The 13744-nt window shown below is 35.4% G+C and carries 16 protein-coding genes and 1 pseudogene; 11 read left to right on the forward strand and 6 right to left on the reverse strand.

Features of this window, described 5'->3' with window-relative positions; translation table 11 throughout:
• Window positions 1-4: 4 nt before the first annotated feature.
• Window positions 5-685 carry a response regulator transcription factor gene (locus ACH0CI_RS17080; RefSeq protein ID WP_116738221.1) on the forward strand — a complete coding sequence of 227 codons (681 nt, stop codon included), beginning with the start codon at window positions 5-7 and terminating at the stop codon, window positions 683-685.
• A pseudogene (locus ACH0CI_RS17085) lies at window positions 682-1759 on the forward strand (HAMP domain-containing sensor histidine kinase). The gene ACH0CI_RS17080 and the pseudogene ACH0CI_RS17085 overlap by 4 nt, the downstream one beginning before the upstream one ends.
• Here the strand turns inward: ACH0CI_RS17085 and ACH0CI_RS17090 are convergent.
• Window positions 1750-3192 (reverse strand): aminotransferase-like domain-containing protein, encoded by a 1443-nt coding sequence (locus ACH0CI_RS17090; RefSeq protein WP_335707306.1) that lies wholly within the window; start codon window positions 3190-3192, stop codon window positions 1750-1752. The pseudogene ACH0CI_RS17085 and the gene ACH0CI_RS17090 sit on opposite strands and share 10 nt — an antisense overlap.
• Before the next feature lie 103 nt (window positions 3193-3295).
• On the opposite strand from ACH0CI_RS17090, the gene ACH0CI_RS17095 reads away from it, so the two are divergent.
• From ACH0CI_RS17095 to ACH0CI_RS17110, 4 genes are all read left to right on the forward strand, one after another.
• Window positions 3296-3907 (forward strand): LysE/ArgO family amino acid transporter, encoded by a 612-nt coding sequence (locus ACH0CI_RS17095; RefSeq protein ID WP_034265797.1) that lies wholly within the window; start codon window positions 3296-3298, stop codon window positions 3905-3907.
• Between the two features lie 47 nt (window positions 3908-3954).
• Window positions 3955-4383, forward strand: coding sequence for a metallothiol transferase FosB (fosB, locus tag ACH0CI_RS17100; protein ID WP_335707308.1), 429 nt, complete (start codon window positions 3955-3957; stop codon window positions 4381-4383).
• A 115-nt stretch (window positions 4384-4498) separates the two neighbouring features.
• A complete protein-coding gene (locus tag ACH0CI_RS17105; RefSeq protein ID WP_335707309.1) occupies window positions 4499-4696 on the forward strand; it encodes a hypothetical protein in 198 nt (65 codons plus the stop codon).
• 468 nt (window positions 4697-5164) lie between these two features.
• Window positions 5165-6007 carry a hypothetical protein gene (locus ACH0CI_RS17110; protein ID WP_406901937.1) on the forward strand — a complete coding sequence of 281 codons (843 nt, stop codon included), beginning with the start codon at window positions 5165-5167 and terminating at the stop codon, window positions 6005-6007.
• 70 nt (window positions 6008-6077) lie between these two features.
• On the opposite strand, the gene ACH0CI_RS17115 is transcribed toward ACH0CI_RS17110, so the two are convergent.
• Window positions 6078-6233 carry a hypothetical protein gene (locus ACH0CI_RS17115; RefSeq protein WP_406901938.1) on the reverse strand — a complete coding sequence of 52 codons (156 nt, stop codon included), beginning with the start codon at window positions 6231-6233 and terminating at the stop codon, window positions 6078-6080.
• Between the two features lie 421 nt (window positions 6234-6654).
• On the opposite strand from ACH0CI_RS17115, the gene ACH0CI_RS17120 reads away from it, so the two are divergent.
• The gene (locus ACH0CI_RS17120) at window positions 6655-6852 is read left to right on the forward strand and encodes a hypothetical protein (RefSeq protein WP_406901939.1); all 198 of its coding nucleotides are present in this window, start codon (window positions 6655-6657) and stop codon (window positions 6850-6852) included.
• A 64-nt stretch (window positions 6853-6916) separates the two neighbouring features.
• Here ACH0CI_RS17120 and ACH0CI_RS17125 read toward each other — a convergent pair whose 3' ends face one another.
• The 3 genes from ACH0CI_RS17125 to ACH0CI_RS17135 all read right to left on the reverse strand — a co-directional run bounded on the left by ACH0CI_RS17125 (window position 6917) and on the right by ACH0CI_RS17135 (window position 9878).
• Complete coding sequence (locus ACH0CI_RS17125; protein ID WP_406901940.1) at window positions 6917-7702, reverse strand: nucleotidyltransferase domain-containing protein; 786 nt, start codon at window positions 7700-7702, stop codon at window positions 6917-6919.
• Between the two features lie 292 nt (window positions 7703-7994).
• Window positions 7995-8309: a hypothetical protein gene (locus ACH0CI_RS17130; RefSeq protein WP_406901941.1), complete on the reverse strand. Its 315-nt coding sequence runs from the start codon at window positions 8307-8309 to the stop codon at window positions 7995-7997.
• A gap of 15 nt (window positions 8310-8324) precedes the next feature.
• Window positions 8325-9878 (reverse strand): alpha/beta hydrolase, encoded by a 1554-nt coding sequence (locus tag ACH0CI_RS17135; RefSeq protein WP_406901942.1) that lies wholly within the window; start codon window positions 9876-9878, stop codon window positions 8325-8327.
• 232 nt (window positions 9879-10110) lie between these two features.
• Here ACH0CI_RS17135 and ACH0CI_RS17140 point away from each other — a divergent pair, with 232 nt between their 5' ends.
• Together ACH0CI_RS17140 and ACH0CI_RS17145 are read left to right on the forward strand one after the other, a co-directional pair.
• Window positions 10111-10236 (forward strand): anti-repressor SinI family protein, encoded by a 126-nt coding sequence (locus tag ACH0CI_RS17140; protein ID WP_335708147.1) that lies wholly within the window; start codon window positions 10111-10113, stop codon window positions 10234-10236.
• Window positions 10237-10439: 203 nt separating this feature from the next.
• Window positions 10440-10775 carry a helix-turn-helix domain-containing protein gene (locus tag ACH0CI_RS17145; protein WP_335708146.1) on the forward strand — a complete coding sequence of 112 codons (336 nt, stop codon included), beginning with the start codon at window positions 10440-10442 and terminating at the stop codon, window positions 10773-10775.
• A gap of 105 nt (window positions 10776-10880) precedes the next feature.
• On the opposite strand, the gene ACH0CI_RS17150 is transcribed toward ACH0CI_RS17145, so the two are convergent.
• Window positions 10881-11969: an FAD-dependent monooxygenase gene (locus ACH0CI_RS17150; RefSeq protein ID WP_335708145.1), complete on the reverse strand. Its 1089-nt coding sequence runs from the start codon at window positions 11967-11969 to the stop codon at window positions 10881-10883.
• A gap of 331 nt (window positions 11970-12300) precedes the next feature.
• Here ACH0CI_RS17150 and ACH0CI_RS17155 point away from each other — a divergent pair, with 331 nt between their 5' ends.
• Window positions 12301-12696 (forward strand): CDI toxin immunity protein, encoded by a 396-nt coding sequence (locus ACH0CI_RS17155; protein WP_014460246.1) that lies wholly within the window; start codon window positions 12301-12303, stop codon window positions 12694-12696.
• Between the two features lie 222 nt (window positions 12697-12918).
• The gene (locus ACH0CI_RS17160) at window positions 12919-13695 is read left to right on the forward strand and encodes an NUDIX domain-containing protein (protein ID WP_028413475.1); all 777 of its coding nucleotides are present in this window, start codon (window positions 12919-12921) and stop codon (window positions 13693-13695) included.
• The last annotated feature ends 49 nt before the right edge of the window (window positions 13696-13744 follow it).

The raw sequence follows: 13744 nt of genomic DNA on the forward strand, positions 1-13744 counted from the left end.
GTAAATGAAAGACAGAATTTTAATTATAGATGACGATGAGCAAATTCGTAATTTAATTGCTATTTACTTAGAAAATGAAGGATTTGAAACGCTGAAAGTTTCTAATGCTGTATCTGGATTAGCGCTTTTAGAGGAACAAGAAGTAGATTTAATTATATTAGATATCATGATGCCGCAGATGAATGGAATCGACGCTGCTTTTAAAATACGTGAAGAAAAAAACATGCCCATTATTATGCTTTCGGCGAAGTCAGAAGATATGGACAAAATTTCTGGTCTAACAGCAGGCGCAGATGATTACTTAACAAAACCATTTAACCCACTCGAACTCATCGCACGAGTCAAATCACAAATTAGACGCTATAAAAAATACAATGAACGCGCTGAGCGTGACGTTATTCAAATTGGCGATTTGGAAATTAACCGAAGCACCCGCCTTGTATTTGTGCGCGGCCAAGAGATTCGTTTAACGCCAAAAGAGTTTGATATTTTAGAGCTGCTGGCACGCAACAAAGGAACAGTGATGAGCATGGGGAAAATATATGAAGCCGTGTGGCAAGAAGACGCGTTTAAATCGGATAATACTGTAATGGTCCATATCACAAAAATTCGTGAAAAAATTGAGGGTAATCCGAAAAAGCCCATTTATATTAAAACCATATGGGGCGTAGGATATAGGATATGAGAAGAATAAGTGTAAAGCTTCTTTTTGCTATCATTATAAGTTTTTTGGCTACCAATTTAATTTTTATTTTAATTGCTAGGCTTGTTTTGAGCAGGTATATACAAGAAGAGAAAATGAATGTCCCTGCATATAATGTATTAGCGTTTGGACTTTTCTTTATCGCCGTTGTGGTCTTTGTTTTTGTTTTTTTAGCACTTATTCGTTCCCATATTCGTTATCTGAAAGAAATCTCTAAACAAGTTCAAAAAATCTCAAATGGAGATTTAGGCGCAACCATCCATGTACGAGGAAAAGATGAGCTGGCTGAATTAAGTCAAAACATTAACAAGATGTCTGCGCAGCTTCGTACAAAGTTTGATCGTGAACGAGAGCTGGAGCAATTGAAAAATGAGCTAATATCAAGTGTGTCTCACGATTTGCGTACGCCTTTAACTTCCATTGTGGGGTACCTCGATTTAATCAAAAAAAGAGAAAGTATGGATGATCAAACATTAGATAACTACTTATATATTGTGGATTCAAAAGCAAATTATTTAACGGATTTAATAGATGAGTTGTTTGACTATACAAAATTAACGAGTCCGGATTTTCAGCTTCAGAGAAATGAAATTGACATGAAACGTTTGCTTCAACAGGTAATAGGAGAGTACGAGCCAATTTTAACAAGAGAAGGCATTGAAATTCAGACTAACTTTGCTTGTGAATGGCATGCATTTATTGATGTAGAAAAAATGGTAAGAGTCTTTCAAAACTTGCTCGAAAATGCCAAGAAGTACAGCGAAAAGCCTTCCGTAATAGAGGTGAATCAGGAAATTGATGAGGATTCGTTGGTAATTTCCTTTAGTAACAGCATTAACATCAGTGAAAAACTTGAGGTGGAAAAGTTATTTGATCGATTTTATCGAGGTGATGAATCAAGAACGAACGTAAATGGTTCAGGTTTAGGGCTGGCTATTGCAAAACAAATTATTCAGCTGCATCAAGGAGAAATACGAGCAGAGCGTCAGCATAATAAGCTCACTTTTTCGATAAAGCTGCCGCCTAACACAAGAAAGCCCTAAGAATCACTTGTAAAGATTCTTAAGGCTTTTTGCGACTATTTTGATGCCGTATTCAAATTCTGCAAGCGTCGCATAAGAAAAGGATATTCTGATATGCTGTGACGTTTCATGGTCATACAATGCGCCTGGATTTAAAAGAACTCCTTCGTCGAGACAGTGCTTAAATAATTTCCGCATCGAAACAGGCTTATGCAGCGTCAGCCAAAAATAAAAACCTCCGCTCGGAGTATTCCACGTAGCAAGACTTTTTAAATACTTCTCTAAAATAGCCTGCGTTTGCTGAGATTTTTCTTTTAATTTATAGCGTACGCTGGCAACGTACTTGTCATAAATTCCGGTTTTTAGAGCTTCAGCAGCGGCCCATTGAGATAAGGAACTGGCTCCGTAGTCAACTTGCATTTTAAGGTCGGCCAATCGCTCAATTACATGTTCAGGCCCTACAATCCATCCAATTCGAAATCCCGGACTAAATGTTTTAGAGAACGTTCCTAAATAAAGAACCATTCCATTTTTATCTCGAGCTTTTAATGAAAGCGGAGGCGGTGAATGGAACCAAAGCTCTCCGTAAGCATCATCTTCAATAATCGGCAAATGCATTCTTTCACACTGGCGAAGCAGCTCTTGGCGCCTTTGTTCACTCATCGTTACATTGGTGGGGTTATGAAAGTTCGGTATTGTATATAAAGCTGTGCCTTTTTCTTTTTCGTGCTGGTCTTTTAATGAAGTTAAATGCATTCCTTCTTCGTCTAATGAAACGCCCGTTAGTTTCATTTGTGCGGACTGAAATAACGGTAGAGAATAAAGATAAGAAGGCTTTTCAGCTAATATATTGGCACCTGGAGGCAGCAGGCCGATTGAAATCAACTGAAGGGCTTGAAGTGAACCGGATACTATTAAAATAGATGAAGGAGACGTTTCAATGCCTCGTTTTTTTACATGCTTCACTAACTCTTGTCGAAGTTCATCATTTCCTCTTGGGTGCTCGTAGCCCAAGTGTACGCTTCTATGGTTAATTCCGCTAAATAGTTCCGCAAGATGATGGGAAGGAAGCAGGTCAGGTGCTAACTCTCCAGTTCCTAAACGAATAATGCCCCGTTGAAATTCAGCTTCGTTAATATGGCGGATAGTCGGAGAATTTGGTTGGTATATTCCTGCTTCTACATACGAATTCCAGTTCATCTGAGAACCTGATGCTAGTAAGCTCCACGTATTGTTGATGACCTTGGTGCCGCCTCCTTTGTTTCCGCTGAGCAGTCCTTCAGCAATTAAGTTTTCGGTTGCCGTCACCACCGTGCTTCTATTTACAGAAAAGCTAGCAGCTAAATGGCGCTGAGAAGGAATTTTCGTTCCAATAGGCCACTCTCCATTTATGATTTTCTCTTTCATATACTCTTGAATTTGTTTGTGCATTGGCTTTTTATCAGCCGGATTTGGAGTCCAGTTCATGCGAGACCACCTTTTTATAATTTGGTTGGTATTATAAATCAAAATTTGGATGGAGACAACAAGGGATGTCAATTGTAGGATAAAAGAGAAAGGAGAGAATAACATGTTTACAGTGGTTATACATGCTTTATTGTTAGCATTCGGTTTAATTTTACCTTTAGGAGTACAAAATGTGTTTGTTTTTAACCAAGGAGCAAATCAACGAACGATCAAACAGGCGCTTCCTGTAGTGGTAACGGCTTCTGTTTGTGATACGATTTTAATTCTAGTAGCAGTGCTGGGAGTTTCAGCAGTAGCCGCTACTTTTTCATTTTTTCAAGCGCTTATTTTTGGGATAGGTTTTCTTTTTTTAGCGTATATGGGCTTTGTGACGTGGAAGAGCGAACCTTCAAAAACGTCAGTAAAGGAAGGGATGACGGTGAAAGCACAAATTTTATTTGCTGCTTCTGTATCTCTGCTAAATCCTCACGCGCTGATGGATATTATGGGTGTAATCGGAACAAATTCTCTACTGTACAGCGGAAAAGAAAAATGGATTTTTACGCTCGTTACGATATCCGTTTCGTGGATATGGTTTTTATCCTTAGCTTTTGCCGGAAAAGCAGTAGGGGAAATGGATTCAAATGGGAAAATAATGATTTGGGTCAATAAGGCTTCTGCATGTATGATTTGGGGAGTAGCTCTTTACATGGCAAAAAGTATGTTTTTTCAGTAAAATAGGCGCTAAAAGAAAAGTTATATAATAGAAAGCGAGGGGTAAAGATGATTCAAGGAATTAATCATATATGCTTTTCTGTGTCAAATTTAGAACGGTCCATCATATTTTATCAAAAAGTGTTAGGGGCGGAACTTTTAGTAAAAGGAAAGTCCACCGCTTACTTTAGTCTAAATGGAATGTGGCTCGCGTTAAACGAAGAAAAAGATATTCCTAGATCAGAAATTCAGTATTCGTATACTCATTTAGCATTTTCTATTTCCATTGAAAGTTTTGACGAAGCAAAAGAGCTGTTAAAACAGCATAATGTAAATATCTTACCTGGAAGAAATCGTGACGAGAGAGACAAAAAATCTATTTATTTTACGGATCCTGACGGTCATAAATTTGAATTTCATACTGGTACGCTTCAAGACCGTTTAGCGTATTACCAAGAAGAAAAGCCTCATATGACATTTTATTCGCCAAAAGAGTAATACTAAAATAGTTATATAAGGTTACAGTTTTATTACATTCGCATTCCTCGCTCAGTTATCATTAAATAAACGATACTGTTGTGATATAATGGAAAAAAAGTGAGGAGGAGGAAGAATGTATACCGCAAAACAGGTGAAGTTTGGTTCGCATATTGTGATAGGCGTACTTTTCGGCATCCTAGCTGCAATGTTAATCGGCACTTTTTATCAAAATGTACCAGGTGTATTACCGTACGGGATGATTAGCGGACTTGTAGTAGGACTCATAGCAGATACATATTATACAATTAAAACAAAAATAAAGGTTATTTAATATAGTGTAGTACTATTCTCAGGAGAAACAAAAGATTCCTTTTGAAAATAGTACTATTTTTATGAAGAAAATGGTTAATTTATATTTTTAAAAAACAAGTAAACCCGCTAAAAAGATTACAAATTTATTATTTTAAATCAGAAATAAGGGGTGAAATATCAAATTAACTCTAAGTATAGAATTAAATGTTAAAGTAAATAACCGTTTTCTAAACAGTGAAACGGTTTTTACTTTTTTTCTAATTAGTTTCGTTGCGCGTCAGATAAAAGGTCTAATAATTAAGCAATTGTTCGTAAAACTGAGGATAAGAGATTTTTTAAAGCTGCTACTAACAGATAAAATATTGTTGCTTTTAATGGTTCATCTATAGAAAACTTGATAATTTTACTAAAATCGTTCTTTTGGAGTACATAATATATGCTATCCTTGTTAGGTGAAAAAACTACATACCAAAAAAAGGAGAAACAAATGAAAAAATTAAGAAGAATCGGCCTAGGGCTTGTAGCATCTTTGCTATCTATTAGTTTAGTAGCTTGTGGATCAACGAAAGAAGAACAAAAACCAGGATCTGCTAAGCAAGAGCAGAAACAAATGGGGAAAGAGCAGAAAAAACTCGAACAAAAACTCTCTAAATTAGAGAGTGAGTATGAAGAATATACAAAAGCAAAAGGATATATGGAATCTGATGATTATCTTGTTTTTGAAGCAGACTTTAACATACTAGCAAAGTCAATTGAAAGCAAGAATATTCTTCAAGGTGACGATGGTGAACTAGACAAACGCGTAAAAGACTTAAAAACTGAGATAGACCATTTAAGTAATGACCAAGCAATGAAAGCTCAAAAGCGTTACGGTTCGGCAGCAGATGTGTACGAGGCCGCAATAGGTACTCATATGCATATTGTATTAACTAAAGCCGATATTACTCAGCACTTTAATGCAGTAAACACGATTGAGTTAGACAAAGATTTTAATGCAGATAGCTACGATTATGAAAAAATTGATGCAGACGCAACTGAGGCTATTAAGTCTATACAAGGGATGCCTATGAAAAGAATAAAGCTTATTAAGGAAGAGTTGGAGAAATATAAAGCTAGCTTTAGTACTGAAGAATATAATCAATTGAATTCCGCAATCACTAGCGTAACTTCGTCATTAAATAAGCAAGTTGAAATGCTAGAAGTTCTGCAAAAAGAAAGTGGTAAGGATAAATCAACTTTAGAAGAAAACACAAAAGCTGCTGAAACACAATTTTTAGATGCTAAAGAAAAAGTGTCTGCATTTGAATCTAAATATGATATCCAAATGTAAAATATATGCTCTAAATACAATTGTTTATTAAAATAAAAAGCCGTTTCTTAACCAAAGAAACGGCTTTTTGTTATTTCTCTCTATTAATCTTAGGTGTGAGCAAGAAGAAAGAGAGTAAAAGTGCAACCAGACCTAATAATGTAGCAAATAAGAATGCATCGTTACTACCATCTATAGTCGGAGTTGTTATTGCTTTATCGAGGTGTTCCGTAGCTTGTTGCGTCATAATTAATGCACCTGGAAATAATAGTAGATCTGATTGAAGCGGCGTAAAGCCTCGAATGCTTTGTAGATAAATTGGTAGCAGTAAATTTGTATTTTTGAAATTATTTAGGATAAAACATGAAAAATTATAATCAAATTTGTTGAAAATCAACTTGGAAATTATTGATGTGATTTTCTGAAACTTTTCTTCGTGCTATAACGTATAGTAAGTATAGGGAATGTTAATTTAAATTCCTTTTTGCGGAAAAACGTTTAACATAAAGTCGAATTATCTGTTAGCTCTGTTTTGTTTAAAAGAATGTGGAGGGGATAGTCATTAAAAAACTTGCCATTTTACTTGTTGGAGGGCTTTTATCCTGCGGAGGATATATGCTGTATTACGCGACGCTAGGTGAACTAAAGAAGAAAAAGGGGGTATTAAAATGACAATGTGGCTATGGGCAGGCGGATGTATAGTGTTTTTGTTAGCAATGGGTTACATTGCAGATCGTGTAGCAATAAGGAGAAACATTGAATTTAGTCCGGAGGAGGGAATTAAAAATGCTACAGATGCAGAACAAATATATGTGGAGAACTATTTGAATGAAACAAAAAACACGAATAATAATATACCGCTTTAATAGATATAGATAAAAGGCTTATCCGCTGCTACTTGCATTAGGGATAAGCCTTTTTATCTTATACTTAGTTCCAAACTTCGTCTAAAGTATCTCTAAACAATTGATCTAATTCATATGTAGGGTCATCTAATTCTACGGATAAAGTTCTGACGTATTTGTCTAAACGGTCAATTTCTAAGTTTAAAAATTCATTGATAACATTGATGCGTGGTTCTAAATCTAACTCATCACCACTAATTTTACGCTTTAACAGCTTACTAACCTCTTCTTTTAATTCTCCTTCTGGTAACAGTTTCTCTAAGAGAATAGGAAATTCTAGCGGAGGAAATTCATTATATTGCTCAATCCACTTAGCAGCTAACAAGGGTCTTAAAACATAAAAATATTTTTTGATTTTTACTTCGTCACCTTGTAAATACTCTCTAAAGTTATTTCTAGCCATATTTAAATAGTGGTATATACAAGAAGTAGGAGTAAAGATGTTAGAATGTAGTTCTTGCATTTTATCAAATGTTGAATACGCCTTGTAATATACAATGTTTGATTGCATCCATTCTAGTAAAGGTGGGTTTGATTTTCTAAAAAGTTTTAATGTCTTAGTTAAGTCCCAGCCGCTAACATCTAACAGGTCATTAATAGGTAGCTCTATTACATCTCGCTTTTTACCTACACCGATTGGGTCAATGCTTAAATATTTATTTCTCTTATGAACATAAATAAATCTAACATCATAATCGCTATCTTTAGATGGAAAGTCCCATGCTCTACTTCCAGATTCACAAGCGTATAATATCTTTACGTCGAAATCTTCTTCAATTTTCTTTAAAGCTGCAACAATTGTTTCTTTCATAAGCCAACCTCATTTTCTTTTAATGCTTTCTATATACAAATTATATTTCATAATGGATGAAAAATGGTAAATAAATAAAAGAAGCTTTCTTTAGGCCTCTAAAAAACTACGAAAATATAGAGAGTGAAAAATTATATCACTCAAAAAGCACTACATCGAGTCCGTTTCTGCGGTAACAGGTTAGAAGTGTATATAGTTCTGCACGGTGATGATATAAATGAGACTGAATTTCAAGCAGCCATTCAAAGTGCGTATACGTACATCCCCAATAGGATGTCTGCGGTGAAAATAGCTATCGTTCGTCAAAAGAAGAGTAGGCTGCTTTTAGCTGGTTAAAACCATCTATTAAAGCTGCTTTGAGTTCAAGCTTTGTGTAAGATGGGTGCTGCAGATAAAAGTCATTCATTTTATCTGCAGAGTAGCCTAAGGAAATATGATAGTCTGCAGTACAAATGAGACATAAATGCTGCAGCAGCTCTTGAATAGACCGTTTGTGAGGGAGGGGACGATAAGCAAGCTCTTCTTCTGTAACGTCATTAATGATTGTCGTTACAGAACGAATATTAACTTGTATTTGGTTAAACACCCTCTCACAGTAAGAATTCATACATTCACATCCTTTTTATTCAACTAAATACCGCATTTTTTGATCGAGCCAGTACTCTGATTTTTCATTGTTATCGAGCTTGATATAGCAATCGATAATTTCATCATAAATGAATTCTTTTTCTTCTACTAAATCAATAAATTTAACGAGTAAAAATACGGCTTTCGAAACTTTTCCATTCTCACAAAGCCATTCTTTCATCCAGATTAATAGATCAAGAAGAATAATCTCTATTTTCACTCGGATATCAAGGAACCAGTCGTCATAAATCGTTGTTAAATAATGAGGAACTAATTGATGCAGGCGCTGTTCAGCTTCCTTGAATTTCAGAGACGGGTCAGACTGTTCGGTTATCCACTGAAGGTCAGTTAGTAAATCTAATCCATCGCTTGACACATCGGCATTTAAAGAAATGAGCTGCCTGTTAACAAGTAAAACCGGCTCTGAATTTTCTGCGTTCAATAATTTTTTTAAATGAGACAAGTAGACGCGTAAATTCTTTTTGGCGTTGCTTAAAGGCATTTCGGGCCACAGCGCTTCGCATAGCTGTTCCCTGCTGATAGAATGATGAAAAATAAGATATAGTAAAATTTCTTGAGCAAAGCGCTTATTCCAGCCTTCTGTAATAAGCTGACCATTTACATAGACGGAAAAAGAGTATAAGAAATCTACTTTAAGAGAGGGTGTGTGGGCATGGAATTCTTTTTGTATGTCTATAGCCGTATCACTTTCCCAGTTTTTAAGTATTTTCATAGGATCATTCTTTAAAGAAGGCAGCTGAGATGTATTATTTTTAATAAAATCTATGACAATTTCTCTGAATAAAGCTGTTTTTTCTTTTATTAGAAATAAAGAGTGTGCGTTAGGTATGGTCATATGACTGTAGTTTTTTAAAAACATCGTTTTTGAAATCAGATACTGAGATGAAAACAGCAAATCATTTTGACCAGATAAAGTGAGTACAGGAAGTGAAATGCTGCTCAGCTCTTGAAATAGACTGGCTGTAGTAGAAAGTTTAACGAAACGGAAATATACATTGGGATCCATTTGTTTGAGTCTTTCAATTACCTCCTGTATGTTTGTATATTCGAGATTTTCCAGTTTGCCTAATTCAAGGATTTTATCTACCGGTATTTGATTTTTGTTTTCTTCGTTGTAACATCTCTTAATCTTTTGAATGGTGCTATCTGAATAAAAAGGAAGAGACAGTAGTATCAGTCCTTCAATAAGAAATTCATAACGGGCGGCAAATTTAACAGCGATTTGTCCTCCAAATCCTACTCCAACTAAGTAACATTTCTTTATGTGTAACGTATGTAATAAGAGAAAAAGATCTTCAATATGAGCCTCAAACGATAATTCCCCTGTAGCAGAGGCGCTATTTCCTGTCTCTCTCAAATCGTATTGAATAACACGGTAATGCTGGGTTAATTCCGCAGTAATAGAATCAAAAAGCGTATGATCAGTGACACAAGAATGAACCATCACAACGGTTTCTGTCTTGTCAGTGAACACGGGCGAATGAATTTCATAGTAAATTTTTTCTGTCGCCGTATGCAGAAAAGGCATAAAAGCAATCCTCCTAGTGTCTAACTGTAGCGTTTGTGTAACGGTAAAATCATTATGATAGAAATAGACAAAAATTTCAAAAAAATTGGTTCTTTTTAGCAAATGTAAAATTTCTAATGTTCTAGTAATATCCATTATACTGTAAAACCATAGTGAAAAATAAGGGAGAATGCCCAAAAACAGCAAAAAGAAAACGTTCTCAATTTCGGAAAAAGAAGAAAGGAAGCGAATTATGAATTTTAAAGATGAAAATGCGTTAGACTTAGAATGGGTTATGCTCATAATGGAAGCAAAAGAAACAGGTATAAGCATCGAGGAAGTTAGACAATTTTTACAAAGGATTAGTTCAAATGCTTAGCCAACACAATGATAAGGGAATAAATCGTTCTCAAGTATAGATAACCTTTATAACCAGTCTCAAGCTATTTTCACTAGATGCATAATCACCCTTTTTTAGATGTATAATCACCCCTTTATGGTAAGAACGTTTATTTATAATGCACGGTAAAGTGAAATTATGGTATTATTATCGATAAGTAAGCATTAGTAAGGGTGATTAAAATGACAATTGGTCAACGTATTCGAGATCTTAGAATGAAACAGGGAATATCGCTAACAGAACTTGCAAACCGAGCGGGTGTTGCTAAATCGTACATATCTTCAGTAGAAAGAGGAATTCAGCTCAACCCATCTATTCAATTTCTAAACAAAATTTCTACCTCATTGAACGTGAGTATTGATAGATTGATTCATGAGCCTATGGGTAAATCTGAATCGTTGGATATTGATAATGAGTGGCTTGAGTTAGCAAAAGAAGCAGCGGAGTCAGGAATAAGCAAAGAGCAGTTTAAACAATTTCTTGAATTTCAAAAATGGCAGCGGGCAAAGCAAGATTAGCTTTGCGGAATATACATAAAAGAGAACTTACATAGCACAACTGCTAAAAAATCATGATTGCAAAAAAGAGATTCCATAGATAAATGGAATCTCTTTTTTGTTGACTTAAGAAGAAATAAAATGAGACGGGAATTCTTTTTCTCGCTGAAACTGAATACGTTCAAGAGTTATTAATTTTGGCTTTCTTTTTTGTTCAAACTGTCTCAATGCTTCTGAAATCTCTTTGTTTTGATAAAAAACTTGATGCAGTAAGTCAGACAGTAAGTCAGCATCTTTTAATGACTCGTTTAATCCAAAAGCGCCAGTAGGAGTCATCGTATGAGCAGCATCACCTAACAATAGCAGGTGATGTTTTGACCACACTTCGCTTATGCTGCTTTGCACAGAAAGAAGCGTAAAGTCTGACCACGACTTAATAAACCTTTCAATTGAAAGGTTTAAGCTAGGGAAAGCCTCTATTAAACGCTGAATAAACGGTTTAAACGATTGTTTTCGAAGAGCAAGATAGCTGCCTTTTTCAATATTCCATCCGATTTGAACAAAGCCTTTTGCTTGAGAAAAAAGCGCTACCTGCTGCTGTTTCACAAGTGCAAATTTAATAGAAGGCTCCCAATTGGCAGGTGCAGGAATTTTCGCCCAAAGCAAATCGTATCCATGATTATGAATATTGTTTTTTATGTGCGCAAGTTTGCGAACAGTTGAATATCGACCATCTGCTCCAATAATGATTTTACTTTCAACTATTATTTCACCCCGGCCTTTTTGCTGAGCTTTTATTCCAGTATATTGTCCTTTTTCATTTTGCGTTAGCTCCGTTACTTTTGTGCCCAGCATAAGTTTGTAGGAGGGATGGCTGCTTGCTCGGCTATCTATAGACTGAAGAAGATGCTGCTGTGGAACATGAATTCCTGCATGTCCAAGTTCAGATTCTATCGTTTTGAATACATGTCCATCTTTCCAGTATTCGACCCTAGACATTCGAAGGAGGCCTAAGCTTTCAATTTCTTCAAATATATGATGTTTTTTAAGAATCATTTCTCCATCTTTATTTAAATGTTCGCCTCGAAATTCTTTTCCAAGCTTATCAGATCTCTCTATCAGTATAGTTGATATATTTTGTTTAGCCAGTAGATAGGCTAGTAGAGCACCGCCTGGTCCGGCTCCTATTATACACACATCTGTTTGATAGTTCATTTTCTTCACCTTGTTTGTTATATGCAATTAAGTTACTTTTAGTAAGTATATTAACTTTTATAAATGTTAATGTCAACTTTTTTATAGCTTTTCTTCTATGGAATTCGTTCTTTGGTCGAAACACAAATAAGGTTTTACATAAACAAAGTCAAAGATTAAGTTTTATGGTAAACTAAAATACACGAATTATTTTGAATAATTTGTATAAAAAGGTGGAATTTAAACATTGTTGAGAAAAAGCACGGTTGGAAAGCTGCAGGATTTTTAGCAAGAAGAGTAGAGAACGTCTCTGAAAATTCTAGCAAACTCCAATTTCGACTGGAGGATGATTATGACAAAAGTAGAACATTATATTCAAACATTGGGTAACAGTGCAGATTTGCTAACGAAAAAGCAGACAAGCATTTACTTCGAAAAACTTTCAAACACCTTTCCTTTTTTAACAATCATGCAAATTAATTGGAGAAAAGTATTAATTAAAAAGTCCGCCCGGCATATTGAAGAAATCAAAAAATGGCTTCAAGAGATGAATATAAAAGAACATCAGGTTGTTTTATTTTGGAAACGAGCAACTAAAGCCGTAAGCGTCGATTTAGCTCAGGCTCTAACGTTTTTCCAACAAACAGCTGATCTTACAGAAGAAGCGTTTATTTACTGTCCGTCTGTTGACTATGTCATTGAATATTTTAAAGACGGTAAAATGATGATTGGTTTAGCAGCACGTTAATTAAAAGGGAAAAAAGCTGAGGGAAGAGGGGGAATGAGAACTTCTTCACTCGGCTTTTTATGCATATAAACTTTAAAAAATACGAAACATAACGTTATTTACAACATAAATTACCTTCTCTTTATAATTAGTGGGAAAAGTATTGACATTTTCCATAAAACAAATATAATTAACATTAATCATATTGTTAATTGTAAAAAGAGTGATCAGGAGAAATGCTGAATGTCGAACAAAAAAGCAATGACGAATCAAATGAAAAAAGAATACCCTAAACCCTATGGCTATACCTCAGATATTGCTGTATTTACGATTGTGACGGAAGAAAAAGAACCATACAAACCACCTAAAATGAATTTAAAATTAATGCTTATCCAGCGAGCAATGCTAAACGCGGAGGGAGAAAAGAACAGCGAAGCAGGAAAGTGGGCGCTTCCCGGCGGATTTGTCCATCCTGATGAATCAGCTTTTGAAGCGGCTAAAAGAGAGCTCGAAGAAGAAACGGGCGTGAACGATATCCATTTAAAACACTATGGTGTCTATGATGAGCCCGGAAGAGACGATAGGGGATGGGTCATCACAAACGCACATTATGCAATTGTCCCAGAAGATAGTTTAATAAAACGAAAAGCGAATGATGATGCTGCTCGAGTTGAATTATTTAAAATAGATGAAATCTTTTCATTGCCTTTAGCTTTTGATCATGAAATCATCATTCGAGATGCAATCAAGGAAATTAAGAAAGATTTATTGCAAACGACTATTGCTCAGAAGTTTCTGCCTTCTCAGTTTACATACTCTGAACTGCAGGCTGTGCTGCTTACCGTAACGGATGATGCGGCAATTAAAAGTGATCAGGCGTTTGCACGAAAAATAAGAATGCTGCCATTCATTGAAGAAGTAGACGGAAAAACAACGACGAGAACGTCTAAAAAGCCAACAAAGCTCTACCGGTTTGTTGAGATGAATGTGATGAAGCCAATCTATACAGCACGCTATTAAAAGAAAAAACTTTCAATTCAAATAATTAACAATATGTTAACTGTTAATT

The organism is Priestia sp. 179-F W1.4 NHS (genome assembly GCF_045369295.1).
Classification (GTDB): domain Bacteria; phylum Bacillota; class Bacilli; order Bacillales; family Bacillaceae_H; genus Priestia; species Priestia zanthoxyli.